At 50.0% G+C, this 24,346-nt stretch carries 16 protein-coding genes and 1 tRNA gene; 10 read left to right on the top strand and 7 right to left on the bottom strand.

What is annotated here, in order from left to right:
• Positions 1 to 32 precede the first annotated feature (32 nt).
• From CFERDRAFT_RS04700 to CFERDRAFT_RS04710, 3 genes are all read right to left on the bottom strand, one after another.
• The gene (locus CFERDRAFT_RS04700; protein ID WP_006366073.1) at positions 33 to 860 is read right to left on the bottom strand and encodes a glycosyltransferase family 2 protein; all 828 of its coding nucleotides are present in this window, start codon (positions 858 to 860) and stop codon (positions 33 to 35) included.
• Between the two features lie 60 nt (positions 861 to 920).
• Complete coding sequence (locus CFERDRAFT_RS04705; RefSeq protein ID WP_006366074.1) at positions 921 to 2,846, bottom strand: ABC transporter ATP-binding protein; 1,926 nt, start codon at positions 2,844 to 2,846, stop codon at positions 921 to 923.
• A gap of 91 nt (positions 2,847 to 2,937) precedes the next feature.
• Complete coding sequence (locus tag CFERDRAFT_RS04710; RefSeq protein WP_040433173.1) at positions 2,938 to 3,843, bottom strand: lysophospholipid acyltransferase family protein; 906 nt, start codon at positions 3,841 to 3,843, stop codon at positions 2,938 to 2,940.
• 106 nt (positions 3,844 to 3,949) lie between these two features.
• Here CFERDRAFT_RS04710 and rfaE2 point away from each other — a divergent pair, with 106 nt between their 5' ends.
• The 6 genes from rfaE2 (at position 3,950) to ptsP (ending at position 14,304) form a co-directional block, all read left to right on the top strand.
• Positions 3,950 to 4,471, top strand: coding sequence for a D-glycero-beta-D-manno-heptose 1-phosphate adenylyltransferase (rfaE2, locus tag CFERDRAFT_RS04715; RefSeq protein ID WP_006366076.1), 522 nt, complete (start codon positions 3,950 to 3,952; stop codon positions 4,469 to 4,471).
• Complete coding sequence (locus CFERDRAFT_RS04720) at positions 4,458 to 8,993, top strand: translocation/assembly module TamB domain-containing protein (protein ID WP_006366077.1); 4,536 nt, start codon at positions 4,458 to 4,460, stop codon at positions 8,991 to 8,993. The genes rfaE2 and CFERDRAFT_RS04720 overlap by 14 nt, the downstream gene beginning before the upstream one ends.
• A 64-nt stretch (positions 8,994 to 9,057) precedes the next feature.
• A complete protein-coding gene (gene coaBC, locus CFERDRAFT_RS04725) occupies positions 9,058 to 10,305 on the top strand; it encodes a bifunctional phosphopantothenoylcysteine decarboxylase/phosphopantothenate--cysteine ligase CoaBC (RefSeq protein WP_006366078.1) in 1,248 nt (415 codons plus the stop codon).
• 4 nt (positions 10,306 to 10,309) lie between these two features.
• Complete coding sequence (locus tag CFERDRAFT_RS04730; protein ID WP_006366079.1) at positions 10,310 to 10,966, top strand: uracil-DNA glycosylase; 657 nt, start codon at positions 10,310 to 10,312, stop codon at positions 10,964 to 10,966.
• Positions 10,963 to 12,489 (top strand): replicative DNA helicase, encoded by a 1,527-nt coding sequence (gene dnaB / locus CFERDRAFT_RS04735; RefSeq protein ID WP_006366080.1) that lies wholly within the window; start codon positions 10,963 to 10,965, stop codon positions 12,487 to 12,489. The genes CFERDRAFT_RS04730 and dnaB overlap by 4 nt, the downstream gene beginning before the upstream one ends.
• A gap of 9 nt (positions 12,490 to 12,498) precedes the next feature.
• Complete coding sequence (gene ptsP / locus CFERDRAFT_RS04740) at positions 12,499 to 14,304, top strand: phosphoenolpyruvate--protein phosphotransferase (RefSeq protein WP_006366081.1); 1,806 nt, start codon at positions 12,499 to 12,501, stop codon at positions 14,302 to 14,304.
• Between the two features lie 18 nt (positions 14,305 to 14,322).
• Here ptsP and CFERDRAFT_RS04745 read toward each other — a convergent pair whose 3' ends face one another.
• Together CFERDRAFT_RS04745 and CFERDRAFT_RS04750 are read right to left on the bottom strand one after the other, a co-directional pair.
• Positions 14,323 to 16,431 (bottom strand): peptidylprolyl isomerase, encoded by a 2,109-nt coding sequence (locus tag CFERDRAFT_RS04745; protein WP_006366082.1) that lies wholly within the window; start codon positions 16,429 to 16,431, stop codon positions 14,323 to 14,325.
• Between the two features lie 46 nt (positions 16,432 to 16,477).
• Positions 16,478 to 17,137, bottom strand: a complete 660-nt coding sequence (locus CFERDRAFT_RS04750) for a protein-L-isoaspartate(D-aspartate) O-methyltransferase (RefSeq protein WP_040433210.1) — start codon at positions 17,135 to 17,137, stop codon at positions 16,478 to 16,480.
• A 142-nt stretch (positions 17,138 to 17,279) separates the two neighbouring features.
• On the opposite strand from CFERDRAFT_RS04750, the gene CFERDRAFT_RS04755 reads away from it, so the two are divergent.
• Positions 17,280 to 17,864 (top strand): GIY-YIG nuclease family protein, encoded by a 585-nt coding sequence (locus CFERDRAFT_RS04755; protein ID WP_006366085.1) that lies wholly within the window; start codon positions 17,280 to 17,282, stop codon positions 17,862 to 17,864.
• On the opposite strand, the gene ftsY is transcribed toward CFERDRAFT_RS04755, so the two are convergent.
• Positions 17,861 to 18,814: a signal recognition particle-docking protein FtsY gene (gene ftsY, locus CFERDRAFT_RS04760; protein WP_006366084.1), complete on the bottom strand. Its 954-nt coding sequence runs from the start codon at positions 18,812 to 18,814 to the stop codon at positions 17,861 to 17,863. The two genes, CFERDRAFT_RS04755 and ftsY, sit on opposite strands and share 4 nt — an antisense overlap.
• A 109-nt stretch (positions 18,815 to 18,923) precedes the next feature.
• On the opposite strand from ftsY, the gene thiL reads away from it, so the two are divergent.
• The 3 genes from thiL (at position 18,924) to CFERDRAFT_RS04775 (ending at position 21,688) form a co-directional block, all read left to right on the top strand.
• On the top strand, positions 18,924 to 19,991 hold the full coding sequence (thiL, locus tag CFERDRAFT_RS04765; protein WP_006366086.1) for a thiamine-phosphate kinase: 1,068 nt from the start codon (positions 18,924 to 18,926) through the stop codon (positions 19,989 to 19,991).
• 112 nt (positions 19,992 to 20,103) lie between these two features.
• Positions 20,104 to 20,189: transfer RNA gene (locus CFERDRAFT_RS04770), tRNA-Leu, on the top strand.
• Positions 20,190 to 20,314: 125 nt separating this feature from the next.
• Positions 20,315 to 21,688, top strand: coding sequence for a TrpB-like pyridoxal phosphate-dependent enzyme (locus tag CFERDRAFT_RS04775; protein ID WP_006366087.1), 1,374 nt, complete (start codon positions 20,315 to 20,317; stop codon positions 21,686 to 21,688).
• Positions 21,689 to 21,752: 64 nt separating this feature from the next.
• Here CFERDRAFT_RS04775 and CFERDRAFT_RS04780 read toward each other — a convergent pair whose 3' ends face one another.
• On the bottom strand, positions 21,753 to 24,290 hold the full coding sequence (locus CFERDRAFT_RS04780; RefSeq protein ID WP_040433213.1) for an ATP-dependent Clp protease ATP-binding subunit: 2,538 nt from the start codon (positions 24,288 to 24,290) through the stop codon (positions 21,753 to 21,755).
• Positions 24,291 to 24,346: the final 56 nt, after the last annotated feature.

Below are 24,346 nucleotides of genomic sequence, written 5' to 3' on the forward strand. Positions count from 1 at the left end.
TCCCATGATTAACGGGCATCTGAAAAAAGTAATCAATGAAGCTCCCATGCTCCATCCCTGCGTATCATATGCAGTGAACAGCCGGTTCCGGCCCTTTCATCGCTGATCCATTTCCTGAAAATAAACCTTGACACAAATTTATCCCTCTTTCTTGACCACCATTTTGAACCAACCCTGGAGCGGAAATATTTGAGGTCTCCGAGAGATTTCTGTCCCGTCTTCTGCTTGATAGCCTTCTGGGTAATAGAGCCGAAGTGGTGAAAGACCGAATCACCGACAATCCCGACCGGAATCCCTGCTCGCCGGCAGCGGAAGAAAAACTCGGCATCTTCATATCCCCCCAGACGCCGGTCGGTGTCAGGAAAACCGATTTTCTCCGTAACGCTCCGATGAATAGCAAAACAGACCCCATGGAAGCGCCCCCGGCGAATCATACCGGACATATTTTTCTGGAATTTCGGAGCAAAATCCTCAAAATCGTAGTCGTTCGGCCCCTCAAGCAGCGCCGGACTTACGACTCCAAGCTTTTCACGTTCTGCTGCATCAAGCAGGTTATGGATCGCTTCAGGCCCCGAAAGCACATCGTTATTGAGCAGTACTATCCATTCGGCATCCGGACTGAGAACCACACCCTGAGCCCAGGCACAGCCGCAACCAAGATTTTCCCGGTTACGCAGATGTCGTAATTCGGAATGTTGCGCCAGCCAGAGCGGTGTTTCATCGCTGCTGGCGTTGTCGATAATCAGGATCTCATCAGTTTCGACATGTTGCCTGAGCAGGCTTTCAACACACTGCGAAGTGAAGTGAAGCTGGTTGAATACCGGAATGACGACAACAAAACGATCAGAAATATGTACCATGGTTGCGGAAGGCTTGAAGGAATAAAATGGCACTCTTAACAGTCGGCATTGGCGGTATATTCAGGAAGCAACCGGCGTCCGTTCGGACTCCTGCGTCTTGCCGGAAAACTGAATATCATAGAGCTGCCGGTATAACCCGCCAAGAGCGAGAAGCTCTTCATGACTTCCGGATTCAACCGCTCTCCCCCTCTCCATGACAATGATCCTGTCGGCATTCCTGACAGTTGAGAGCCGGTGAGCGACAACCAGAGCCGTACGGTTTTCAAGGGCATGGTCTATTGCCTCCTGCACTACCTTTTCGGATTCATTATCAAGAGCACTGGTCGCCTCATCAAAAACCAGCAGTTCAGGATTCTTCACCATGGCACGGGCAATAGCCAGCCGCTGTCGCTGTCCGCCTGAAAGCTGTACCCCACGGTCTCCGATCAGGGTATCATACTGCTCGGGTTTTTCCTCAATGAAGTGATGGGCATTGGCCATTTTTGCCGCCATGATTACCTTCTCCTGGCTGATCTCTCCATGGATCCCGTAGGCAATGTTCTCCCTGATGGTATCATTGAAAAGAATCACCTCCTGGCTGACCACACCGATCATCCGGCGCAACTGCTTGAAGTCATACTCCCGGATATCGATCCCGTCAATGGTAATACGGCCTGAATCAACATCATAAAAACGCAGAAGAAGATCGACCGTCGTCGACTTTCCTGATCCCGACTGTCCGACCAGTGCAACCATCTCCCCTTTCTTCAGTTCAAAAGAGACATGGTCAAGCACATTGGGAGCATCAGCCTCCTTGCTGTATTTAAACGAGACGTCCTCAAAGCGGATCTCATGGGAAAAACCTGTTATGGAGCGACTCCCGTTACTGATATCCGGCACCGTATCAAGCAGCTCAAAGAGCCGTTCAGCAGAGGCCTTTCCGACAGCCATCTGGCTGCTGATATCTCCGAATTTCTTGATCGGTCCCATGGTGGAATAGAGTGTAAAGGCAAAGAGAATCAGTTCAGAGGAGGTCATCCTTCCCTCAAAGACCTGCAATCCGCCAAACCAGAGCACGAGGGCAATGGCCGCAACCAGCAGCGTTTCATTAACCGGACTGATAATATTACGAAGTCTTGCAATCCGGATATCGAGTTTCCGGAAATCCCTTGTAAACGATTGAAAACGCTGAAGTTCGACATTTTCAAATGCACTTGACTTGATAACCTTGATCCCGCTGAACTTCTCCTGCAAGACCGAGTTCATATCACCCATTTTTGTGCGGAACGCTGATGCCAGACCCTTCACCTGCTTGCCGATTATGCTGATCACAAAAAATATCAGCAGCGAAGTCACCGTTGCAAAAAGCGTAAGCTTCCAGCTCAAAACAAGAAGGACACAAGCGTAAACAACCACCGCAAACGGGTTCTGCAGAAAATTGACAAAGGTGGAACTTACCGATTCATTAACCGTCTGAACATCGTTGTAAACCAGATTCATCAGATTGCCAACCCGGTTCTTGTTAAAATAATCCAAGTGCATCTCAATGATATTATTGAATACATCATCCCGGAGCTGTTTGGCCGTCTTGGTCTGAATCCGGTAGAGGAGCTGACCGTTCATATAGACAAACATGTTTTTTACGGCAAATGCCCCTATCAGAAAGAGGCAGATATTGAGCAGGGTTCTCTCTTTGGTCTCGGCATGAAACGCTTCTGCAAAGGACTCCGTCACCGAAGCCTTGAGCTTTTCGGTATCAAAGCCATTAAAAACAACCGGAACCTGGTCGGTACTTTTTTCAGGGGCCCTGCCATGCAGCGAGGCTGTTTCAGGGGGGACCGAACCCGCAATCGTGCGGTCGGCAGTAAAAACCGCATTCAGAAGAGGAAGAACTGAATAAATTGACACAACCCCGAGCAGCGAGGTCATGATGCTGACAACCAGAACAAGTGCAATCTTGCCTTTTGAGGGGAGCAGATAGCGAACAATCCTTGATAATACTTTCATAAAGAGGTTATTGTGACAGCCAGCAATGCCCGAACGCAATCTACATTTTCAGCCCCTCTTATACAAAAAGGAGCCGGCGGTAAAACCCGCCTCAGGGTTCTGAACGCTTCCAGCGGTTATGCAGCCAGAACCACTCTTCAGGATATTGATAGATAAAACGTTCGATCACCTTTGTATACCGGCGTGCAAGCTCTTCGGCATCCGCCTTTTCGCGTCCAAGATCACTCATGTCAATCTCTTCAATATCGATGGTATAACGTCCGTTTCCTATACTGCGACACATGACAACAAAGAGCGGCACTCCCGCTTTCAGGGCGAGAAAGGCCGGACCAAGAAATACGGCGGTCCTTCTTCCGAGAAACTCGGTAAAAAATGATCCTCCCGAATCAGACTGATCACCGAGAATTGTTACAATCCCCCCTTCCCGGAGCGTTCGCAACCCCGTGCGAAGCGCCTGCCAGTCATAGACGATCCTGTTCCCCTGCATCGTCCTCCAGCTATTGATTTTACGGTCAATGGCATGATTCTTCAGCTCCTTTACCACGATAGTAAAAGGGGCCATCAAAAGTCCGGAACAGAGCGCCATCAGCTCCCAGTTGCCAAAATGAGCCGAAACCAGCACACAACCTTTCTGCTGATCAAGCGTTTTCGACAGAAGATGACGAGCATCAAGATCAAGAAGCCGGGCGGCATCTTCAGCTGTTTTTATCATGGGAAGACGGAGCATTTCTATAAAATTCTCAGCCTGGTTGCGATAGACCTGGAGGGCAATCGCAGAGATTTCTTCACGGTTTTTTTCGGGAAATGTCAGGGCAAGATTCTCTTCAACAAGAGAACGCCGGAGTTTAAGAACCCGGTAGATAAAATCACCGAGTGCGTGAGCTAATGCACTTGATTTTTTACGGCTTATCGTACGGACGAACCAGCCGATCATCATGATTAAACCATAAAGCATCCGATCGGTCACCCCGTCACTATCCTCCCAGCTTCGCTTCATGGTAAGTCTGTATTTTAGCATGCGGACAATCGAAGAGTATACGCTAAATTGAAAAAAATTCGGTGACTTATTATTCATACACTACCGGGCAAAGTATAGCAAAAAGATGGCAACTATGCATGGTTCCCACAAGCTGCTGAGCCGGAATGAGGCTCTTCTCAGGGTTCGCGCATGGCAGGCTGCCGGTAAAACCGTTGTATTTACAAACGGCTGCTTTGATATCCTGCATGCCGGACACGTCGGATATCTGAATGCTGCAAAACAACTGGGAGATATTCTCCTGATCGGTCTCAACAGCGATGCTTCGGTACGAAGACTGAAAGGCCCGAATCGACCGGTCTGTTCCGAAACCGACAGGGCCGCCGTACTTGCTGCACTTGAGGCGGTCGATGCGATTACCCTTTTTGAAGAAGATACGCCCGAATCGCTTATCCATCTTCTCTTGCCGGATATTCTTGTCAAAGGAGCGGACTGGAACGTTGAGCAGATTGCCGGAGCAAAGGCCGTTCTTGAAGGTGGCGGCAAAGTACTGACCGTCCCGCTTCTCGACGGCCGGTCAACAAGCAATATCATTGATAAGATTCTTCAGCTCTACACTAACCCATCACCCGGCAGTGGAAAGGATTAAACACTACACCATCAAGCTGCTGACAGTTTTCACGGCATTCATTTTTGTTCTGTCGCTTGCCGCTCTGTTTGTTCTGAACAGCGGAGTAATTGACCTGCTGGTCAAAGAGCGGGCAACTGCTCTTTTTAACGAAAACTTTGTCGGTCGTCTTGAATTGGGCGAACTTCACCTGAAATTCCCCAACAGTGTCACCCTGATCAACCCCCGTATATACAGCCCCGGTGAAGCGGTTCCTGCGATTGAAGCGCGCAAAGTTTCAGCAAAAGTAAACTTCCTCACCTTCCTCCAGCCTGAAATCAGAAAACTCTATCTGCGACGGCTTGTTGCCGATTCGCTGAACGCGAGAGTTATCGAACAGGAAAACGGCAAACTCAATATTGAACAGCTCTTTGCTTTTCGCGATCCCAATATTAAGCAGACTCCACTGGATCATTTTTTCAGCAAAAAACTGCATCTGAAAAACAGCACGCTCACCTATACCGGAAAGAAGAGCAACCCGAACGCCCTTCGGCTCTCGGTGAACCATATCAACCTGGAACTCTCATCGTTCACCATAAAGGACAAATTTCTGAAGGGAAAACTTGATACACTCCGACTCAGACTCACACTCCCCCGCGAAAACATCACCCTGCACCATGCATCGGGAAGTTTTCTCTTTTCTGAAAACCGCGCAGAAATAATTGCACTGAAAGCCGAGGCAAATAAAAGCAAAGCTGAACTCTCGGCCACTTTTGACAATTTTACTATTTTCTCCTCCCTGATTCAAAAGCAGCTTTTACGCGCCGACTCATTTTTGAATATTCAGGAGCTCTCCCTCCACAGCAGTGATCTGAAACAGTTTTTTCCGGCACTTCTTCTTCCTGACGGATTGTACACCCTGAAGGGCAACGCAAAAGGGAAAAAAGATAATGTCAAAATCCTGGATGCAAACCTGACACACCTTAAAAACCGCATCATCGTTAAAGGAGAACTGCTCAACCTGCAAAACAGAAATGCCCTGGCTTACCAGCTTGAATGTGACAGCTCAAGGGTTGAAGGTGCATTTATCGAGTCTCTACTGCATGAGAGTACCTACAGGGAGATCGCAAAAAAAACCGGTAACATTACCTTTCTCGGACGGGTAAAAGGTAATCTGAAAACGGTCAAGTCAGAACTGACCCTTCGAACTGCTCCAGGAGATCTCTCCCTGAATGCAGAGACATCAAAAGAGGGATCTGAACAGTTTTCCTCCAAAGGCACCATGGTGCTGAAAAACCTGAAACCTCAAAAACTGGTTGATGCGGGTGGAGAAAAAAGTCTGATCAACGCATCCGGCAGCTTTGAAGGCGTAATAGTCAACAAAAAGATCAACCGCCTGAAGCTTGACATGAAGCTGGCCGACTCCTACTGGCAAAATCAGCCGATCAAAGAGGGAAGTTTGCTGCTTGACTTCGCCAATGACATGATGGCAGCTACAGTCTCCCTCAAAAACAATCTCACAACATTCATCCTTGACGGGGGAGTCGACCTGAAAGATAAAGCAACCCGTTACCAGGCAGCCGGCAAGGCCACGGCTCTTGATCTATCAAAAATCCTCGGTTCAGAGCAGTATAAAACCGATCTGAACGGCACATTCAGCATGAATGGATCAGGTGTTGACGCGAAAGCCCTGAATGTTTTTGCCATGATAAAGTTCGCGCCCTCTCAAATCAACAATATCCGGCTGAAAGAGAATTCAAAGGCATCGGTCGAAATTGTACAGAAACCCGGCAGCTCCAGAACCACGATCAACAGTGATTTTTTTGACCTGCTTACCGAAGGAAATTTTTCATTTGACGAGCTGATTGCTCTTGGCAGGCTTGCAGGCTCCGGAATCGCAAGGGAGATCGCATCACAGAATATCTGGCAGTCAACCATGCCTGCCCCTGAAAACAGCGCGGGCAAACTGACAAAACCATTCACGGTCAACTACCTGGTAACAATCAAAGATCTCTCACCCTTTCAGCGACTCTTCCCTGTAGAGGCGCTCTCTGTGAAGGGACGTGCTGAAGGGAGAGCCCTCTACAATAATGGTGAGTGCTCGATAGAGAGTGCAATCAGAGTCGAACAATTGAAGGCCAATAACAGTGTGCTCATAGAGAAGCTCGCTATGGCGGCCGGAGTGGAGTGTACTGCCAGCGGGACGAAAAAAGCATCGGTAAATGCAAAGGCAGCATCACTCTCCCTGGCCGGCAAAAAAACAGGTGCAGCCATCTTTACTGCGCTGTATACCCCTTCACGGCTGGAGACCACTCTCGACATCTCCACCCTTGAACCGAAGCAGAACTTTTCGGCAAAATTATCAGCCGCAAAAAGCGGCAGCAGCTATGATTTGACCGTTAACCACCTCTCTCTGAAAGATGCTGAAGGTATCTGGCAGGCATCTGAAAAGTCACATATCATGCTCGGCAGAACATCAGCACTCTTCAACCGTTTCAGTCTGATGAAAGGGGGTCAGCAGATTGTGCTTAATGGAGAGCTCAGCAATTCTCAGTCAGGTACCTTTCAATGTATACTCTACAAAGTTCAGCTCAGGGAGTTGAGACAGTTAGCCATCAATCCATCACTTGATCTGCTTGCAGGAACCATCAATGCCTCTCTGACAGTCAGCGGTACACCCGGCGCGAAAACAACGGCACTCAAACTGAACGGAGAGGATATCCGCTATGATAAAATCCGGATAGGAACCGTGCAGGGCACAGCTCGGCACAGTTCCGGCCAGCTTCAGTTTGAGATGCATAACAGCTCACCGGGCGCACTGAACAGTGCAAAACCGATAGTGGTAATGAACACGTTCGAGGGAAGCGGAACCATTCCGCTGGAACTCAGTTACTACCCCCTGCACATCCGGACTGCACCGCAACAACCCATCAGAGTTTCATTCCGATCGGATAATCTTTCCGCGCAGTTGCTCAAATATATAGTTCCCATCGTTGATGATGCCGAAGGCATAATACCGACAACACTCAAAATTGAAGGGAGAACACCGACACCCGATATCTATCTGACAAGCCGGCTGCTTGATACAAAAATCAGAATTGAACCCACCCAGGTTACCTATCTGCTCAATGGGGAGCTCTTTATAACCCCGAAAGCGATCGAACTTCGCGATATCAAAATCCGCGACAATCTCAAGGGCACAGGGCATATCAACGGCGTGGTAAAACTTGACAAACTGGAACCGGGAGCACTTGCTCTTGAATGCCGGATTGACAATCTGTTACTGTTCAACAAAAAAGACCGGAAGGATGAAACCTCTTTTGGAACCATAACCGGTTCTACAAACAATCTGCTGCTGCATGGCACATTCACCTCCCCGCTCGCCGAAGGAGAGTTGCGAATCAACGCTGCTGATTTCTCTCTCTATCGGGCTGGAGCCAATGAAAGCGCGAAGTATATTGGAGTCAACAAGTTCATTGAATTTGTTCCCCGCTATCCATCACAGAGTTCAGCTGAGATTGCCGGAAGTAACGCAGCCGTTCAACCCGCAGAGTTTTACTATTCACTGCTTGATATCCTCCAGATAAAAAACCTGAGGCTGACAAGTAATGTACCGATCAAGTGCAGTGTGATTTTTGACCGCCTCAGAGGCGAACAGATTGAAACAACGGTAAACAATCTCTCACTTGTCGTCAATAAAACCGATCAGCTCTACCGGCTGTTCGGTTCGGTGAATGTCATCGGAGGTAAATACAAATTCTCCAACTCAAATTTCGATCTGCAGGATGGCGGCAAGGTAACCTGGAACAACGCTGACATCCGGGGCGGCGTTATGGACAATCTGTATGGAGCCAAATACGTAACTGCTGTAAACCAGCAGACCGGTGAACGGGATAATGTAAAACTGCTGCTTGCCATCACCGGTTCGCTCAATGAACCACAGGTGGAGATGGGCTATTACCTCAACGAGCAGTCTCAACCCTTCTCCTCCCGGAACACCATCGGCGGACAATCAAGCCAGATAGACCCGAACGCGCAGCTGAATGTTATCACCATGCTGCTTTCAAAACAGTGGTATATCAGGCCGGGCAGCAGCAACCAGAACACCGGCTTTGCATCAAACGTCGGAATATCGACCGGAACAGGTATGATTTCTTCACAGCTCTCAAGAGTCGTGCAGGATATTGCCGGAATCGAAAGCTTCAATGTCAATGTCGGCGTGGACAACCGCGGAGCCCTTAGCGGACTTGATCTTTACTTTGCACTCAATGTCCCCGGTACCGGCGGGAAAGTCCGCTTTGTAGGCACAGGCAGCTCACCGAGCATGAAACAATCTGTTATGTCAGACTATTACGGTACTGCACAGAAAATCGAATACCGTGTAACTCCGAAAATATACCTGGAGGCCTATCGCTCTTACGGACAGACCGGAAATGAAACATCGAGCATCAATCTGCAGAAACCTTCGGAAACATGGGGAGCAAGCGTCTCCTTCAGGGAGCGGTTCAACTCATGGGATCAGTTCTGGAAACGAATTATCCCTTCATCCGGCAAAAAAAAATAAATCCTGCTGTTTTTGTAAATTGACAGGTTAACCATTCTGAAATAAACCCACAGGAAATAAGCTCTTGAGAGGCAAAAACATCATCATCGGCATCTGCGGCGGCATTGCCGCCTACAAAACGCCGCAACTGGTAAGAGTGTTGAAAAAAGCAGGGGCAAATGTCAGGGTTGCCCTTACCGACGGCGGCGCCCGTTTTGTCAGTGAACTTGCGCTTGCAACCGTTTCCCAGGAGGCTGTCTACCGGAATATATTCCCTCCTGCTGACACACCGGAAACCGATTACACTCACCATATCTCGCTTGGCGAGTGGGCCGACGCGCTGGTCATTGCCCCGGCAACAGCCAATACTCTTGCACGGCTGGCGGCAGGCCTTTGCGACGATATGCTCACAGCCTGCTTTCTCACTCTGCGGCCAGGCAAACCGGTACTTATTTTTCCTGCCATGGATGGCCAGATGTTTCTCTCTGCATCAGTGCAGCGAAATATCGCACTCCTTGAAAAACAGGGCTGCCTGGTCTTCAAACCTGAAAGCGGAGAGCTCGCTTCAGGACAATCCGGAACCGGCCGGATGCCTGAGCCCGAAACCATCCACACCCATCTTGAAGAGGCCCTGCACTCAACACAGCAAGAGTCCCCCCTGCAGGGCAGATCCATTGTTGTGACAGCCGGACCGACAAGAGAGAAGATTGATGGCGTGCGCTACATCTCCAACTACTCTTCGGGCAAGATGGGATTCGCCATAGCCGGTGCTGCAGCAAAACGCGGAGCACTGGTGACCCTCATTACAGGCCCGGTTCATCTTGAAACTCCTCCGGGAGTGAAACGCATCGATGTTGAAAGTGCTTTGGAGATGCATGCTGCCGCCCGAACATTTTTCCAAAGCTGCCATATCTTTATCGGCGCGGCGGCTGTAGCAGATTATCGACCGGCCGCACCATATGAAAGAAAAATGAAAAAAGAGGCCGAAGAGATCGAGATTACGCTTGTAAAAAACCCGGATATCCTTGCAGAGTTCAGCCTGCAGAAAAGCACCAAACAACTTGCCATAGGATTTGCACTCGAAATGCAGTCAGATATTGATAATGCACGCAAGAAACTGGAATCAAAGCAGCTTGACCTGATAGCATTCAACTTTTTTGATCGCAAAACTTCCGGTTTTGAAGTTGATACCAATATTCTGACCCTGATAGAGCGTAGCGGCAAAACAACCGAGCTGCCTCAACTGACAAAACATGACGCGGCAGAGCGGTTGCTTGAGGTCATAGAAAAACAGTACGGGAGTAAGTCTCCTCTCCATAAAAACAGCCGATAATTGCATGGAAGGCCTGTTATTTGATCCTGTAGTGAGCACGCCGTCCGGCAGTGAACACCCTTCCGCTTCGGCAGCTGAACAGCTTGCGGAGCTGCAAAAAGCTGCAATGGCGTGCCGAAAGTGCCGGCTCGCCGAAACAAGGCGGAATGTTGTCGTTGGCGAAGGGAGCCCTCTTGCAGAAATTGTTGTCATCGGCGAAGCCCCCGGAGCAGAAGAGGATGCGTCGGGACGGCCTTTTGTCGGAAGATCCGGCCAGCTCCTCACAAAAATTCTGCAGGCGGTTCATTTTGAACGTGAAAAGGTCTATATCTGCAACATTCTGAAGTGCCGGCCGCCGGGAAACCGCAACCCGCTTGAGGATGAAATCGGATTCTGCCGGCCATGGCTGCAACAGCAGTTGCAGATTTTAAAGCCTAAAATAATTCTTATTCTTGGAAAGGTTGCCGCAAATACCATTCTTGAAAATAAGCTCTCCATGGGAATGATGAGGGGAAAGCTGATCGAATGGAAAGGGTTTGACTGTTTTGTGACCTATCACCCGGCCGCACTGCTGCGTAACCCCAACTGGAAAAGAGCCTGCTGGGAGGATGTGCAGATGATGGAGCACCATTACAAAAAAACGGGCGGAAAAGAAACGCTTCACGACAAGGATATTGCATGATGATCAAGAAAGCAGCGGTTGCCATAGATTTTGACAAGGATATTGATTTCAGTCAGGAGAGCCGCGTTCCTCCCTATTCTACTGAAATCGAGCAGGAGGTCCTTGCCTGCATTCTGCTCGAAGATGACCCTATTGAACAGGTCATCCAGATATTCGGTGATAATGGTGAAGAGGTTTTTTATGAAAAACGTCATCAGATCATCTTCAGGGCGATGATGCAGCTCTACCATAAACGGCAGGCTATTGACATTATCACCGTCAGTGAAGAGCTGCTGAAAATGAACGAACTGGAGCCTGTCGGAGGACGGCACTATCTGGCGGAACTCTCCGGCAAAGTTATCAGCGCCGCCAATATCGAGTACTATGCCCGCCTGGCAAAGGAGAAGTACCTCTACCGGAGAATGATCTCCATATCAGCCAAGATATCCGGGGCTGCCTACAGCTCATCAATGGATATTTTTGATCTGGTTGAACATGCTTCCCAGCAGTTTTTCAATATCTCCCAGGCGGGAATAAAAAAGAAGGCCTCACTGATAAAAGAGCTGGTAAAAAACGGCATACGGATGCTTGAAACCCTCAGGGCATCACAATCCTCCGTCACCGGCATCGGATCGGGATTCTCTGAACTGGATCAGATGACTGCCGGATTCCAGGGCTCCGACATGATTATCATTGCAGCAAGGCCTTCGGCCGGTAAAACCGCGTTTGCGCTTGCCCTTGCCCGAAATGCAGCGGTCGATTTTGATACACCGGTTCTTTTTTTCAGCCTTGAAATGGCTGAGGTTCAGCTTGCCGTAAGGCTCATGTGCGCCGAAGCCTATGTTGAGTCCCAGCTTGTCAGAACAGGGCGTATAACGCCGGAAATGATGGGCAGGATCATCAACAGCATGGACAAGCTCAACGAAGCGAAACTCTTTATTGACGATACACCGGGTATCTCGATTATGGAGCTTGCCGCCAAAACCCGCCGTATGAAGCAGGAGCACAATATCGGTATGCTTGTGGTCGATTACCTTCAGCTGGTCACTCCCGTACGTGACGGGAAAACAAACCGTGAACAGGAGATTGCGCAGATTTCAAGATCGCTGAAAGCACTGGCAAAGGAGCTGAACATTCCCGTCATTGCGCTTGCCCAGCTTAACCGCTCGGTTGAACAGCGCTCGGGCGACCGCAGGCCCCAGCTCAGCGATCTCAGGGAGTCCGGCTCTATCGAACAGGATGCCGACGTCGTCATGTTCCTCTCCCGGCCGGAAATGTACGGTAAAACAACCTTCGAGGACGGCTCATCAACCAAGGATGTTGTAGAAATTGTTATAGGCAAGCAGAGAAACGGCCCGATTGGCGACATCCGTCTGCTCTTCCTGAAAAACTACGGGCGGTTTCAGTCAACGGCAAATACCTATATCACTGCCGGCGAAGCTGCTGATACATCCCATGAGCCTGAACGCTACACGCCCTCACTGCCGGAATCCGGTAAATCCAATGCCGGAGTATTCATAAATCAGGATGAAGCACCCTTTTAACCCTCACCTATGTCAGACAATACTCACTCCCCGGACTCCGGAAAAACAGATGGAGCACCGGAACCGGCGATCAAAAACAGCGACACAACGGGGCAGGAAAGGGAGCTGTCCTATGCAGGGATCGGTGCATCCAAAGGGATAGCAATCGGAACTTGCTACAGTTTTGTCAAGGAGACCGATCATCATGAGATCCAGGAACTGAAACACGGGGATATCAATGACGAGATTGAACGTTTTCTTGCTGCACTGAACCGTTCCGAGAAAGAACTGAAAAAAATTGAGCGGGTAACAACAAGAAAACTCGGTAAAGGATACTCCAATCTTTTTCAGGCCCAGATCATGATCCTGCATGATCCGGTACTTATTGATACCATCTCATCGCGAATTCTCTCCGAGAGAAAACCGGCACATATGGTCATAGAGGAGGAGTTCAACCTCTATCTTGAAAAATTCAAAACTTCCGAAGAACAGATATTCCGGGAGCGGGCTGACGATCTCCTCGATATAAAGGACCGGATCATCAGAAACCTTCATGTACGAAAACTGCACTCATGGATTCCTGAAGGTGTCATTGTCGCATCCTATCATCTCTCTCCTGCCGATGTCATCCTGCTCAGCCGAAGCAATGTAAAGGGATTTTTAACCGATTCAGGCGGAACCACCTCCCATATCTCCCTGATATGCAAGTCACTCAATATTCCGATGGTCGTAGGACTCGGAAACCTCTCACACAAGGTGACAACCGGCATGCCTGTGATCCTTGATGGAACAACAGGAGTCGTAATCACCAATCCCGGTCAGGAGCGAATTGATTGGTATGAAAGGAAAAAAGAGGAGGAGAAAGAGCATGAAGAGAGTGCATCACTGACAGCTACGCTGCCGGCAACAACGAAATGCGGTGTCAGAATCACCTTTTTCGCCAATATCGATTTCAAGGAGGAGCTCCAGAACCTGACGGCTTCGGGTGGGGAAGGTGTAGGGCTTTTCAGAAGCGAGAACCTCTTTACTGACGGAACCAAAGTGCCAAAGGAGTCCGAACAGTACTCCTATTACATCGATATGGCTGAAACGATAGCTCCCATGCCACTTGATATTCGGCTCTTTGACATCGGAGGCGACAAACTGATCTACTCTCCCGTCAGGGAACCCAATCCTAACCTTGGATGGAGGGGCATCAGAATACTGATTGATATGCCTGAAATACTTGATGACCAGATACGGGCAGTAATCAGGGCTAATGTCCACGGCAACATTGATATTTTAATCCCCATGATCATCTCTCTTGAAGAGATTCACCATGTCCGGAAGGTTATCGACCGCCACATTGAGGAGCTATCCAGAGAGATGGAGCAACAGATTGACAGGCCGGGAATCGGGGCAATGATTGAGGTCCCGGCAGCGGTGGAGATCATTGATGAAATCACCAGACATGTAGATTTCATCAGCATCGGGACCAATGACCTTACCCAATACACCCTCGCTGTGGACAGGAACAACGTGGTTGTGCAGGACCTCTTTGAAAAATTCCATCCGGCAATTATACGCCAGCTGCACCGGGTTATTGCTTCCGCCAACAGAAACCACTGCAGGGCGATGATATGTGGTGACATGGGTTCAGACCCGCTTGCCCTGCCGTTCCTGATTGGATGCGGGCTCAGAAGATTCAGTGTTGTAGCCTCGGATATACCGAACCTTAAATCACTGGTATCACACTACACCATTGCCGAAACCGAAGAACTTGCCGGGGAGTGCCTGACACTCAACAGCACCCAAGCCATCAAAGCCCGCCTGGAAACCTTCCAGGCGGCTCATTGATCCAAATCCGGGGGGTGATCAGGGTCGCAAATCCTCAACTTTTGCGTTTTTGCGAACAGCTGCAAAAAATTCAGCAAACAGTTGCTCCTGTTTTGCCCGGAGCAGCTGGGGTGTTACCGTAACTTTTTCCGCTTTGGGATCCAGCCCCTCGGGAAGCGCTCTCTTCGTGAGAAGAACCAGCGCATATCCATCGGTAGTTTTCACCGGCGAGGAGAGTTTTCCAACCACCATACCTGACATGGCTTCAACAAGAGGGCGGTCAACGCCATAACCCGGAATAAGCCCGTCACTCCACTGGATATTCTCTGCTGACACGACAGCCAAGCCCTGATTTGCCGCAGCGATCTTTTCAATCGACATTCCGGCTCCCTTCGCCATTGCGGAGAGCTTTTTCTCAAGGGCGGCACCCTTCTTCTCCCTTACCAGCTCTGCCGTAATCCTGCTTTTCATATCCTGATCCAGCAGCCGGTATCCGGTATCATTCTTCTCCGTAAGACGCATGACATAGAACCCTTTTTCAGTCTCAAGCAGATCTGAAAGGTCTCCTTCGGATGCCTTAAAGGCAAAAGCCGTTACCTTATCACTGTATCCGATCTGCGCAACCGCCATATGTTTGCCAAACTCTCCGGTCTTGTCAATACGCAATTTCGCAGCAGCCGCAGTCTGGTCGAAGCCCTTCTCCTTGGCCGAGGCCTGAAAGGCAAGAGCCTGACGCCTTACACTCTCGACACTCTCCGTGGAGGGGCGGATGTTGCGGACTATCTCCGAACAGACCACCGCACTCTGGTCAAAACCGGTAACCTTGATAATATGCAGTCCGAACTGTGTCTGAACAGGACCGATAACCGCACCGGGACGAGCATTGAACACTGCTGCAGCAAATTCAGGAACCATCCGTTCCCTGCTGAACCATCCGATATCACCGCCATTCAGCGCACTTCCGGGATCAGCAGAATATTTCCGTGCAAGAGACTCAAAAGGAACACCAGCCTGAAGCTGTTGTGAAATCAGCAGTGAAAGCTCCCTGACTTTCTGCACTTCAGCCCGGCTGGCCGGATTAAACCTCAGAAGAATATGTGAGGCCCTTGCCACTGGCTGCCGGGAGGTAGTAACCTGCTTGATTTTTATCATGCGGTACTCACCCCGATCAGCTAAAGGACCGACAATCGTTCCCGGCTTGAGATTTGAAGGATTAAAGAGTGTTGCTCCGGCTGCCGGTGAAAAATCGCTGCGGTTATAGGTTACATTAATCCCGGTCGGGCGGTCACTCTGTACCTTCACATAATCGCTGTCATTAACCGTAGGAGCAGAAAACTCAGCCCTGATCGATTCAAGCTCGGTTCGAACGGCAAGACTGTCTTTTGCTGAGGGAGTAAGGGGGAAAAACACAAAATCGGCTTTCCTTGAAGGCGCCTGCCGGAAAAGCTCCTTGTGATCATCATAATACTTTTTGATCTCCTCTTCCTTTACCGGAAAGTTGCTGTCAGCACCGGCAAAGCTTACGGGAACAGGTATAAAAGAGGCAGAAAACCTTGTGAACTGCCTGTTTATAATATCGTCAACCTCCCTGCCGGTCACATGGTCAAGGGTTTGCAATGCCCTGATCAGCTTGTTGACCTTCAGCTCCTGACGGACAATCTTCTCTATCTGCAGCCACAACTCCTTGTTGCGGGGATCACGACGTGCACTGTCGAGCTTTTTTCGATCAAGTGCTCCGGTAGCCGGATCACTGAAATTCTGACGGATCACCTGGGGCGGAGCAGAACTTTCCAGAGCTTCAACCACCTCCTGATCCTGCAGGGAGATGGAGAACTTTTCAAACTGCTGTTCAAGAAGAGTCTGGTCTACAACCGTATTCCAGGCCTGCTCACGAAGCGAGAGTTCGGCTTCCGGAGTCAGCTCAGCTCCGGGATTGGCTCTTCGATAATTTGCAGTAAAATTTTTGTACACCTCATCATACTCTGCCATGGAAACCGTCTTTCCATTGATTTTACCCGCCTGATTTGCCTTGGTGGTAAATCCGGTAAAATTCATCCCCCACTCAAACACAATCAGCGCAAGAAATGCCGCCATAAGCGTGTAGAGTATAATATGAGTCTTATCTCGCAAGTTGGACATGAGAGCCATAGATCATCCCTTCAATTATGATGTTATTAAATATAAAAATCGTCCGTTACAGGTCATCGCTCCAGCCCTCCCTGCCAATCAGCGGCACAAAAACAAACTGCTGAAACACCTCTTTTCTGAGTTCGTCACCAACTCGCTGCACAACGGTCATCTGCTGTGAAACCGTCTCTCCAACGGGTATAACCATGCAACCGTTTTCCGCCAGCTGTCTCAGCAAAGGCGCCGGCTCTTCCGGAGCACCTGCAGTTACAATAATCCCGTCAAACGGAGCCTCCTCCTTCCAGCCCAGAGTGCCGTCATCATTACGACATGCTATAGGCAAACCAAGCCTCGAAAACAGCCGTTCAGCACGCTGAAACAGCTCATTGATCCGTTCAACCGTATAAACCGAATAACCAAGCGCATCAAGAATTGCCGCCTGATAACCTGATCCTGTTCCAATTTCAAGCACTTTTCCTGATAGACATCGATCAACGAGCAGAGTTGTCATATAAGCAACCGTAAAAGGCTGCGAAATGGTCTGACCGAACCCGATGGGATACGCTCCATCGTCATAGGCCAACTCCAGGGCATCCTCAGGAAAAAACAGGTGCCGCTTGACCTCCAGAAATGCATCAAGCACCCTTCTGTTTTTTATCCCGTAACGTTTCAGCGCCTCAACCATCTCCCTGCGCCTCTGCTCCATATGTTTTTCCGAAACTTTCATCGAAAAAAACATTGCCCCGTTAGCTTCGAAAACCCTTACTTATCTTACTGCGTTGAAAGCATCCTCATTCACTACAGTATAATAATAACTATCATGCTGAAGTGAGTCGCTGCTAATATTGCATCAAAAACAACAAAAAACAATGTCCGTTCGCCAGTTTACCATTTTCGGCAATAAATACCGCATAGGTTCCTATATCCTCCTGATACGGCTATCCTGTTCGGTTAAGCTTGCATTCGGACGGTTTCAGTGCGGCACCCTGATCACTATCCCCAGTGGAGAGTACCTCTATATCGGCTCAGCTTTGGGAAAAGAGAAAAGCACAGGAAGCCCGCTTGCCCGGAGAGTGATCCGCCATGCATCAAGAAGCGAAGAGCGAAAGCCCCACAAAATCCGTCCCGCCCTGTTGAAGCTCTTTTCCGGAAATGACTTTGCCGGCAACAGCAACCGCGCTCCTTCCGGAAAAAAAATCCGGTGGCATATCGATTATCTCCTTGATCTACCCGAGGCGGAAATCACCCATATCGTCATCATGCGAAGCCCGCTGAAACTTGAACACAACCTTTCGGAACTTCTTGAATCCAGCAATGCGACATCAATAGTAGCCCCGCACCTTGGTGCCGGAGATACCCGAAACAGCACGCATCTGCTAAAGATCACCGATCAGAAACAAATTCTTGACCTTCTTCACCACGCCATTCCGGAAATGGTCAAGGTCCGGGACTAATTGCTGCTGCGACCGAGGAGCGCCCCGACAAACTCCGCACGATCGAACAACTGTAAATCATCAATCTTCTCTCCTACGCCGATATATTTGACAGGCAGACCAAGTTCACGGGAAATGGAGAGCACTATTCCACCTTTTGAGGTCCCGTCAAGTTTGGTAACAACAAGTCCGGTTACCTTGACAAACTTTGTAAACTCCCGGGCCTGCTGCACCGCATTCTGACCGGTTGTACCGTCAAGCACCAGCAGCACTTCATGCGGTGCTTCAGGAATTTTCTTTTTGGCCACCCTCATGATCTTGGCCAGCTCCTCCATGAGATGGCTTTTGTTGTGCAGCCGTCCTGCGGTATCAACCAGTACCACATCAGCATTTCGCGCAACCGCAGCGCTGACAGCATCATAGACCACCGACGCAGGATCGGAACCCTGTGCCTGGCCGAGCATGGGAACGCCTGCCCGGTCCGCCCATATCTGGAGCTGTTCATACGCTGCGGCGCGAAAGGTGTCGGCTGCTGCTATAATGACTTTTTTGCCTGCTTTATCATAATTGTGGGCCAGCTTTGCAACACTGGTGGTCTTGCCGGCACCATTCACGCCCACAATTAAAATCACATAGGGTTTTGCCGGCAGAGGTGCGTCAAAATCAACCGGGTGATCCACTCCGCTCTCCTGCAGCAACTGCTGAATCTCTTCCATCAGCATGTTGTTGAGCTCCGTTTCCGAGCGATAGGTCTCCTGTTTTGCGCGCTCCGTAATAGCATCAACGATCCCGAGTGTTGTTTCTACACCGACATCAGCCGCGACAAGAATTGTTTCAAGCTCTTCGAGAAACTCCTCATCTATCTCCGTTTTCCCCTGTGTAATAACCGAAAGCTTGTCCCGAAGGGTATCGCGGGTTTTTCCGAGCCCTTCCGTCAGTTTTGATAATTTGAACTTGTCAAAAAAACCCATAAAAAGAAGATATTGTCTCTGTTATTGAAAGAGTAGGGAACCGGCCGGGCTGTTGACAACGCAACGATCCCAGGAATGGTTCAGAGTGAATTTTAATTTACGTAAAAATATGCCATATAAAGCCATCAGAGAGATCGGGGAGTTCGGTCTGATCGACAAAATTGCCGCCCTCGCAGAACCAACCCTTCAAGCGGTACCTGAACTGCTGAAAGGCATCGGTGATGACTGTGCAATCTATCAACCCTCCGGAAAGCTCCTTCAGGTCGCTACAACCGATCTGCTTGTCGATCAGGTACACTTCGATCTTTTGACAACACCGCTTAATCATCTTGGAAGCAAAGCCATAAGCGTCAATGTCTCCGATATCTGCGCCATGAATGCCTTTCCCCGCTTCGCGCTTGTCTCCATTGCCATCCCCCCCTCATTTTCAACAGAGATGGTTGAAGAGCTCTACAAGGGCATGAGCCATGCAGCAAAAGAGTACGGCCTTGCCATCGCCGGAGGAGACACCTCTTCATCCCGATCGGGGCTGATCATCTCCGTTACGATAATGGGGGAGGTGGAACCGGAAAAGCTCACAAAAAGAAACGGAGCCAAACCCGGAGAGCTGATCTGCGTTACCGGCTCACTCGGGGGTGCCGCTGCCGGCCTCAAGCTCCTCATGCGTGAAAAAGCCATCATGCTTGACCATTTTGAAAACAATGAACCCTATAACAAAAGCGTTATGGCCGACCTGAAGGAGTACAGTGAAGCCATACAGTGCCAGCTGCTCCCCACGGCCCGTCTCGATATCGTAAGATTCCTGCACTCCAGAAACATCTGTCCGACGTCGATGATCGATATTTCCGACGGACTCTCTTCAGAGCTGCACCACATCTGCCGCCAGTCAAACACCGGAGCCCTGATTCATGAAAGCCGCATACCCATAAGTGCATCAACACGCAGGGTAGCCGATGAACTGCAGGACGATGCCATCACATGGGCACTGACGGGAGGAGAGGAGTATCAGCTGCTCTTTACCATCCCGAAAGAGGAGTACGAACTCATTGATGACTACAAGGAGATATCGGTTATCGGTGAAGTAACCGATCCGGATTCAGGTGTGTTCCTATCGGACATTTACGGCATGAGGATTGATCTTGCCACGATCAGGGGATTCGATCATTTTGGCCGGTGATCGGCTGCTTTTCCGAAGCAAAACGTGGCGTGAACGGGGCGATTTATTTTTTTGGGAAACCCTGTGAAGATAGTAAATTACCCGACCTGTCCGGTACCCCGGTACCCGGCCGGCCGAAGTGGCGGAACTGGTAGACGCCCGGGACTTAAAATCCCGTGTTCAGCAATGGACGTGCGGGTTCGATTCCCGCCTTCGGCACTCTTGCAGCAGTTCAACTGCCATGTAATGCATTCAGGAAACCGTTTCCCGGTTTTATGGTATGACCCTCGCTATCCTTTACACTCACCCTTGCAGTACTACTTCACCCTAAATTCAGAGTAATCATGAGTTCTGAACCCACGAAGATCCTGCTGACCGAAGATGAAATGCCCCGACAGTGGTACAATATTCAGGCAGATCTCCCTTCACCGCTCCCTCCGCCACTTGGTCCTGACGGCACCCCGATAGGACCGGATGCTTTGGCAAAAGTTTTCCCCATGAACCTGATTGAGCAGGAGGTGAGCACTGAACGCTGGATTGACATCCCCGATGAGGTGCAATCCATCCTGAAGCTCTGGCGCCCTTCGCCGCTCTACCGGGCAAAACGGCTGGAAGCCGCACTCGGGACTCCGGCAAAGATCTACTATAAAAACGAAGGGGTCTCTCCGGCAGGAAGCCACAAACCGAACACGGCTGTAGCCCAGGCATGGTACAACAAACAGTTCGGCATCAAACATCTTATCACGGAAACCGGAGCCGGCCAGTGGGGAAGCGCGCTTGCCATGAGCTGCAAACTCATCGGTATCGACTGCAAGGTCTTCATGGTCAGAATAAGCTTCGACCAGAAGCCCTTCCGCAAAATCATGATGCGAACCTGGGGAGCGGACTGCATTGCCAGTCCAAGCAACCAGACTGCGATAGGGCGAAAGATACTCTCTGAAATGCCTGACACCCCCGGCAGTCTTGCCATTGCCATCAGCGAGGCAATCGAACAGGCTGTGGAGCGTGACGATACCCGCTATGCTCTCGGCAGCGTGCTGAACCATGTCATGCTGCACCAGACCATTATCGGCCTTGAAGCACGCAAACAGCTTGAGAAGGTGAACCTCTACCCGGATATCGTCATCGGATGTGCCGGAGGTGGATCAAATTTTGCCGGTATCAGCTTCCCCTTTATCTGCGACAAGATCCATGGAAAAGAGGTCCAGATCATTGCTACAGAACCGGAAGCATGCCCTACACTCACCAGAGGGCCCTATATCTATGACTCGGGTGATGTCGCAAAAATGACCCCGTTACTACCCATGCACAGCCTTGGCCACGGGTTTATTCCTCCTGCCATTCATGCCGGCGGATTGCGATACCATGGCATGGCCCCGCTGGTCAGCCATGTCAAACAGCTCGGACTGATCGATGCCACATCAATCGGCCAGACGGAGTGTTATGAGGCCGCACTGCTCTTCGCCCATACCGAAGGGTTCATCCCTGCACCGGAAACATCACATGCCATCGCGCAGACCATACGCGAAGCCAAAAAGGCAAAAGAGGAGGGTAAAGAGAAGGTGATTCTTATGAACTGGTCCGGCCACGGTCTGATGGACCTCCAGGGATATGAGGCTTTCCTCTCCGGCAAACTCAGCGACTATCCCCTGCCTGAAGAGCTTCTTCAACGCTCTCTTGCCGCGGTCAAAGACCACCCGGCAGCACCGCAGATGTAGCCATAAAAAAACCCCCGGGCCCCGGGGGTTTTTTCATGCATGACAATCAAGCTATTTTTGCTTCTCAGGCCTCTTTTTCACGCTTTGCTTTTTTTGCAGGTGCCGCGCCATCAAGAAACCGCAGTTCATTCTCCTTCTCGTCAAACGAGATCCTGATGGTACTGCCCTCCGTAAACCGCCCTTTAAGCATCTCCTCGGCAAGCGGGTCTTCAACATATTTCTGCAGCGCCCGTTTGAGCGGCCGGGCACCATACTTCTGGTCATAACCCTTGTCAACAAGAAACTCCTTGGCTTTCTCATCAATCTCCACCTCGATACCCATCTCGCGAATCCGCTTGAAGAGCTTGCCGGCAGTGATATCGATGATCTTGAAGATATGCTGCTTTTCGAGCGGGTGAAAAACGACAATATCATCAATACGGTTCAGAAACTCGGGATTGAAGACCCGTTTGAGGGCGTCCTCAATGGTGGACTTCATCGCCTTGTAACTTCCTGTTGAATCATCAGGTGCAGTAAAGCCCATACCTGCTCCGGCTCCAAAACTCTTGATATCCTTGGCTCCGATATTGGAGGTCATGATGATGATGGTATTGCGGAAATCCACTTTCCGGCCAAGTCCGTCGGTCAGAACACCCTCATCGAGCACCTGAAGCAGGATGTTGAACACATCGGGATGCGCTTTCTCGATCTCATCAATGAGCACTACAGAGTATGGCTTGCGACGAACCTTTTCAGTAAGCTGCCCCCCCTCTTCATAACCGACATATCCGGGAGGTGCACCAACAAGCCTGCTGACCGAGAACTTCTCCATGTACTCACTCATATCAGCCCTGATCATGGCATCCTCGGTATCGAAGATATAGCGGGTCAGTGCCTTGGCAAGCTCGGTCTTGCCGACACCGGTAGGACCGAGAAAAATAAAGGAGCCGATCGGACGGGAAGGATCTTTAAGTCCGGCACGGGTACGCTGAATGGCCTTGGTGATCTTTTTGATCGCCTCATCCTGCCCTATCACCTCTTTGGTAAGATCCGCCTCCATGGAGAGCAGTTTCTTGGACTCGGATTGAGCTACCCGATCCACAGGAATACCGGTCATCATAGCAATAACGGAGGTGATATCAGCTTCGGTAACATCGTACACACTTTCTGAAGCCCTCTCCTCCCACTCCTGTTTGGCCCGGTCAAGCGACTCAAGCAGGTTCTTCTCCTTGTCGCGAAGCCGTGCGGCCTCCTCGAAGTTCTGCATCTTCACAACCTGATTTTTTTCGGTCTTGATCTCCTCAATGGATTTCTCAAGCTCAAGAATCTCAACAGGAACGTGAATATTGCTCAGATGAACACGGGCTCCGGCCTCATCCATCACATCAATTGCCTTGTCAGGCAGAAAACGATCGGTGATATAGCGCTCGGAAAGCTTGACCGCCTTCTCAATCGCATCCCCCGAATAGTTTACATGGTGGTGTGACTCATATTTCGACTTGATGTTGTTGAGAATCTGGATGGTCTCATCAACAGAGGTCGGCTCAACCATGATCTTCTGAAACCTCCGGTCAAGCGCACCGTCTTTTTCGATATACTGCCGGTACTCGTCAAGCGTGGTTGCTCCGATACACTGCAATTCACCGCGGGCAAGAGCCGGCTTGAAAATATTGCTCGCATCAAGCGAACCCGAAGCACCGCCTGCACCGATAATGGTGTGCAGCTCATCAATAAAGAGAATCACATCGCGTGAACGCTCAAGTTCGTTCATGAGAGCCTTCATTCTCTCTTCAAACTGCCCTCTGTATTTCGTGCCGGCAACAAGCGCTGCAAGATCAAGCGCAACAACACGCTTGTCATAGAGAACCCTTGATACCTTGCGCTGCACAATCTTGAGGGCCAGGCCTTCGGCAATAGCCGTCTTGCCGACACCAGGCTCACCGATCAGCACAGGGTTGTTCTTTTTGCGACGGCTCAGAACCTGGGCAACACGCTCTATCTCCTTTTCACGGCCGATAATGGGATCCAGCTTGTCATCAAGCGCGAGCCGGGTGATATCACGGCCGAAATTGTCGAGAACCGGGGTCTTCGTTCGCTCCCCTTTACGCTGTTCCGGCTTTTTTTGCTGACGTTCACCGCTTCCTGAAGAGAAGGCGCCCTCCATCGGCGGCTCATCCGAATCACCCGAACTGCTTGAGATATTCATAAGCTCATCCTTGACAAGATCGTAGGTCACGCCAAACTGTTCAAGAATCTGGGCAGCAATGTTATCATCCCCTTTAAGAATGGAGAGAAGCAGATGCTCCGTGCCGATAATATTCGACTTGAAAATTTTGGCTTCAAGGTAGGTGATTTTAAGCACCTTCTCCGCCTGCTTGGTCAAAGGCACGTTCCCCATAAGGGTCGCCGGAACTTTCGGATGCGTACTCTCCTCAATTTTCTGCTTGAGGCTGAAAAGATCTATCTTGAGATTCTTCAGTATTCTGGCTCCTATACCTTCTCCTTCGCGTATGAGACCAAGAAGAAGATGTTCGGTACCGATATAATCATGTCCTAACCGGAGGGCTTCCTCCCGGCTGAGACGGATAACATCCTGAACTCTATTTGAAAAATTTCCTTCCATTATGTATGTATCGGTAAAATTATTATGGGTACCCTTTCTCATCATCTCCCTGCATG

It is taken from the genome of Chlorobium ferrooxidans DSM 13031, from assembly GCF_000168715.1.
Lineage (GTDB): Bacteria > Bacteroidota > Chlorobiia > Chlorobiales > Chlorobiaceae > Chlorobium > Chlorobium ferrooxidans.

Coding starts and splice junctions, on each gene's coding strand:
- CFERDRAFT_RS04700 (WP_006366073.1), bottom strand. CDS start 860: ATGGTACATATTTCTGATCGTTTTGTTGTCGTCATTCCGGTATTCAAC.
- CFERDRAFT_RS04705 (WP_006366074.1), bottom strand. CDS start 2,846: ATGAAAGTATTATCAAGGATTGTTCGCTATCTGCTCCCCTCAAAAGGC.
- CFERDRAFT_RS04710 (WP_040433173.1), bottom strand. CDS start 3,843: ATGAAGCGAAGCTGGGAGGATAGTGACGGGGTGACCGATCGGATGCTT.
- rfaE2 (WP_006366076.1), top strand. CDS start 3,950: ATGGCAACTATGCATGGTTCCCACAAGCTGCTGAGCCGGAATGAGGCT.
- CFERDRAFT_RS04730 (WP_006366079.1), top strand. CDS start 10,310: ATGGAAGGCCTGTTATTTGATCCTGTAGTGAGCACGCCGTCCGGCAGT.
- dnaB (WP_006366080.1), top strand. CDS start 10,963: ATGATGATCAAGAAAGCAGCGGTTGCCATAGATTTTGACAAGGATATT.
- ptsP (WP_006366081.1), top strand. CDS start 12,499: ATGTCAGACAATACTCACTCCCCGGACTCCGGAAAAACAGATGGAGCA.
- CFERDRAFT_RS04745 (WP_006366082.1), bottom strand. CDS start 16,431: ATGGCTCTCATGTCCAACTTGCGAGATAAGACTCATATTATACTCTAC.
- CFERDRAFT_RS04750 (WP_040433210.1), bottom strand. CDS start 17,137: ATGAAAGTTTCGGAAAAACATATGGAGCAGAGGCGCAGGGAGATGGTT.
- CFERDRAFT_RS04755 (WP_006366085.1), top strand. CDS start 17,280: ATGTCCGTTCGCCAGTTTACCATTTTCGGCAATAAATACCGCATAGGT.
- ftsY (WP_006366084.1), bottom strand. CDS start 18,814: ATGGGTTTTTTTGACAAGTTCAAATTATCAAAACTGACGGAAGGGCTC.
- thiL (WP_006366086.1), top strand. CDS start 18,924: ATGCCATATAAAGCCATCAGAGAGATCGGGGAGTTCGGTCTGATCGAC.
- CFERDRAFT_RS04775 (WP_006366087.1), top strand. CDS start 20,315: ATGAGTTCTGAACCCACGAAGATCCTGCTGACCGAAGATGAAATGCCC.
- CFERDRAFT_RS04780 (WP_040433213.1), bottom strand. CDS start 24,290: ATGGAAGGAAATTTTTCAAATAGAGTTCAGGATGTTATCCGTCTCAGC.